The organism is Coleofasciculus sp. FACHB-712 (assembly GCF_014695635.1).
In the GTDB taxonomy this organism is placed as follows: domain Bacteria; phylum Cyanobacteriota; class Cyanobacteriia; order Cyanobacteriales; family FACHB-T130; genus FACHB-T130.
Genome location: NZ_JACJOQ010000402.1, coordinates 1 through 3,419, shown reverse-complemented (window position 1 = coordinate 3,419; position 3,419 = coordinate 1). Strand labels below are relative to the sequence as shown.

Genomic DNA, 3,419 nt, shown 5'->3' with positions numbered 1-3,419 from the left:
ACTCACAAACAACGAAGATGGAACATACAGTTGAATGTCAAAAGCGCCCTGAAGGGAGCAAGCCGAATGCCCTTCGTCGCAGTGGATTAGTCCCAGCCGTCCTATACGGGCACAAAGGAACTGAATCTATTGAGTTGACTTTGGAAGCCAAAAAGGCTGAAACCTTACTCAAAGGTGCCTCTGTTAATAACACCTTGATTCAGCTCAACATTCCTGAGATTTCTTGGAGTGGTAAAACACTGCTCAAAGAAGTGCAGACGCATCCTTGGAAAAGAACCTCCCTGTATCACCTCAGCTTTTTTGCGGTCGCGGCTCATGGCGATCTGGATGTGCAAGTGCCCCTGCATTATGTAGGAGAAGCCTATGGTGTTAAGCAAGAAGGCGGCGTATTAGACCCCGTACTCAACGAACTTCAGGTGCGGTGTGCGCCTGAAAGTATCCCTGATTCGATTGAGATTGATGTCTCTAATTTGCATATTGGAGATAAATTGCATATCAGCGAACTCGTTTTGCCACCTGGGGTGACAGCGCTTGGTGAGCCAGATCAAGTGACTGTAAGTGTCCTCCAACCTCAAGTCCAAGCTGAAGATCAAGAAACTGAGTCGGAAACTAAATCTGAAGCATGAGACGATGGCTTTTTGCCAGTTTGTTTCTCATTGCCTTGAAAACCAGGGGTTAAGCCCCTGGCTTTTTTTTAACCGTAAAGACACATTAGTGAAGCCATGCGCGATCGCGCTATAGAACGCAAAAAAATATGACAGAAGCTTCTTTTCCCCCTTTAATTCAGCAGATGTTGCAGCCGAGTTTTTATCCTCATCCGGTGACGCAACCAATTGAGCTGATTCAAACACACGTTTCTTATGTGTTGTTGACGGGTGATTTGGTTTATAAAGTTAAAAAGCCGATGAATTTTGGCTTTTTAAACTATTCAACCTTAGAGCTAAGGCAGCATTTTTGTAATGAAGAAATCCGCCTGAATCAGCGCGGTGCGTCGGAAATTTATTTAGAAATTTTGCCCATTACTCAGACAGACGACCAATTTCATTTAAATGGCTCGGGCGAGCCGGTGGAATATGTGCTGAAAATGCGCCAGTTTCCCCAAGATGGCTTATTCAGCAATCTGTTTGAGCAAGACTTGCTGACGGAAAAACTCATGGAGGATTTGGGACGGGTTGTTGCCAAATTCCATGAAAAAGCGCACACAGATGACTATATTCGTCAATTTGGTGAAGTGGCTCAAATTCGGGATGCCATTGATGAAAATTATCGGCAAACTGAAAACTATATTGGTGGGCCGCAAACTCAGGAACATTACGAGGAAACCAGGCAGTATACAGACTCGTTCTTTGCTGAGCGAGAGGAGTTATTTAAAAGCAGAATTCAAAATAATTGGATTCGGGAATGCCACGGGGATTTGCATTTGAGAAATATTTGTCTCTGGCAAGACAAGATTCTGCTATTTGATTGCATTGAATTTAACGAGCCGTTTCGCTTTGTCGATGTCATGTTCGACATTGCCTATGCAGTGATGGATATGGATGCGCGATCGCGTCCAGACCTCGGCAATGCCTATTTGAATACTTATGTCGAGCAGATGGGAGATTGGGAGGGGTTGCAGGTGTTGCCTTTGTACTTGAGCCGTCAAGCTTATGTACGGGCGAAGGTGACTTCTTTCTTGTTGAACGATCCGGCTGTTCCCGCAGCCGATAAGGAAAAAGCCGCCGCCACTGCTGCCCAATATTACCAACTAGCGTGGGAATACACGCGATCGCCGTCTCCGGCTTATGCCAATGTTAGTGGCTCCTCTCGCCAAGGAAAGCTGTTTTTGATGTCTGGTCTATCGGGTTCTGGAAAGAGTACGGTAGCGCGGCTCCAGGCGCGGCGCTTGGGGGCAATTCACATCCGTTCGGATGCGCTGCGGAAGCATTTAGGAGGCGTTCCCTTGGAACAACCAGGAGGAGCCGACCTTTATTCCGATGAGATGACTCAGAAGACTTACAGCCGGTTGTTGGAATTGGGGATAATGCTGACAAGCCAGGGTTGGTCGGTGATTTTGGATGCGAAGTACGATCGGCAGAAGTTGAGAGAAGATGCGATCGCTCAAGCCACTGCTCACCAAATCCCTTTGCAAATCCTCCACTGCACGGCACCAATGGAAGTTTGCCAGGATCGTCTCGCCTCCCGTACTGGTGATGTTTCTGATGCTACCGTTGACCTATTAGCGAAGCAACAAGCCACTGCTGAACCTTTTACTCAATCCGAACAAGCCTACGTGAAAACTTTAGACACGACTCAGGATTGGGAGTCACAATTAAATAGCTAATCGAAAAGTGGCTAATTGAAGGATTCAACCACTCTTCGATTAGCCACTCTTGGATTAGCCAGACACTTATGACGAACAAAGGCAATGGGTTCAGATCCCTGGGACTCTCAAGTGGGTTCTCTGCTGGGTTGAAGTACTGGTTGTTTTTTCTGATTTGCTTTGTAATGCTGGGGTATCGGGTGCCCTTGAGCATCTTTCTAGGGGCGGTTGGGGGTTTTGCAGGGGCATGGGTGGTTGCCTGGTCAAAAGCCAAAGATGAACCCCGGCAGGTACGCTCAGAGGAGACGAAAGAAGGTTCCAATGGGCGGAATCGGAATAATTCGGCAAACCGAAAACGCTATGGTAAACCCAAAAAACAATATCGTGGCTTAAGTGGTCGTCGCGACCGGAGCAACCTAGGAAATAACCAACAAAACAATACAGCCTATAACACAGAAGATAGCCGGGAAGACAACACAGAAGATAACCGGGAAGAATAATTCTGCTGGGGATGAAAAGCAGGGGCGCAAAAGGGGGACAGGAAGTTATCCTCTTTTAGATTTTGGATTTTAGATTCTGGATTTTAGATTTTGGCTCGTACAAGTCTTGTCCGTAGACACGCTGAGGCATTGATTTTTAGTGGCTTTAAGGTGAAATGGTATAGCAATTACTAATTACCTTGTTCTATGTTTTTGTTTCTCTCAAAACTGCTACCGCTATTTATCTATCCCTTGGGAATTGCCTGCGTGTTAATGATTGTGGCACTGGTATTGCTGTGGAAACGCCCTCGTTGGGCGGCGGTGCCGATTGTTTTGGCATTGATTGCCTTGCTGGTGGGGAGTAATGGCTGGGTGGAGAACTCGTTATTGCGATCGCTAGAATGGCAAAATCTCCCACCCTCTGAACTCCCAACTGCCGAGGCGATTGTCATCTTGGGCGGTGCCACGAAATCGGCTTTGCCGCCTCGACCGAGTGTAGATTTGAGCGAAGAAGGCGATCGCGTCTTCTATGGTGCCCAGTTATACCGCGAAGGCAAAGCTCCTCTCGTGATTGCTAGCGGCGGACGCATCGACTGGCGGGGCAGTGGGGCACCGGAATCTGCGGATATGGCTGTAAT

3 protein-coding genes and 1 pseudogene are annotated in these 3,419 nt (G+C 47.5%); all 4 read left to right on the top strand.

Features of this window, described 5'->3' with window-relative positions; translation table 11 throughout:
* Nucleotides 1–17 precede the first annotated feature (17 nt).
* Entirely contained in the window at nucleotides 18–626 is a 609-nt protein-coding gene (locus H6F50_RS11840) for a 50S ribosomal protein L25/general stress protein Ctc (protein WP_190428852.1), read from the top strand.
* Nucleotides 627–754: 128 nt separating this feature from the next.
* Nucleotides 755–2,323, top strand: a complete 1,569-nt coding sequence (locus H6F50_RS11835) for an AAA family ATPase (RefSeq protein ID WP_190428851.1) — start codon at nucleotides 755–757, stop codon at nucleotides 2,321–2,323.
* A gap of 68 nt (nucleotides 2,324–2,391) precedes the next feature.
* Nucleotides 2,392–2,802, top strand: a complete 411-nt coding sequence (locus tag H6F50_RS11830; RefSeq protein ID WP_190428850.1) for a hypothetical protein — start codon at nucleotides 2,392–2,394, stop codon at nucleotides 2,800–2,802.
* Between the two features lie 186 nt (nucleotides 2,803–2,988).
* Nucleotides 2,989–3,419, top strand: a pseudogene (locus tag H6F50_RS11825) (YdcF family protein); the annotation flags it as partial.

What these genes read in the sequence shown, in the direction of transcription:
- H6F50_RS11830 (WP_190428850.1), top strand. Translation starts at nt 2,392, where the DNA reads ATGACGAACAAAGGCAATGGGTTCAGATCCCTGGGACTCTCAAGTGGG.
- H6F50_RS11835 (WP_190428851.1), top strand. Translation starts at nt 755, where the DNA reads ATGACAGAAGCTTCTTTTCCCCCTTTAATTCAGCAGATGTTGCAGCCG.
- H6F50_RS11840 (WP_190428852.1), top strand. Translation starts at nt 18, where the DNA reads ATGGAACATACAGTTGAATGTCAAAAGCGCCCTGAAGGGAGCAAGCCG.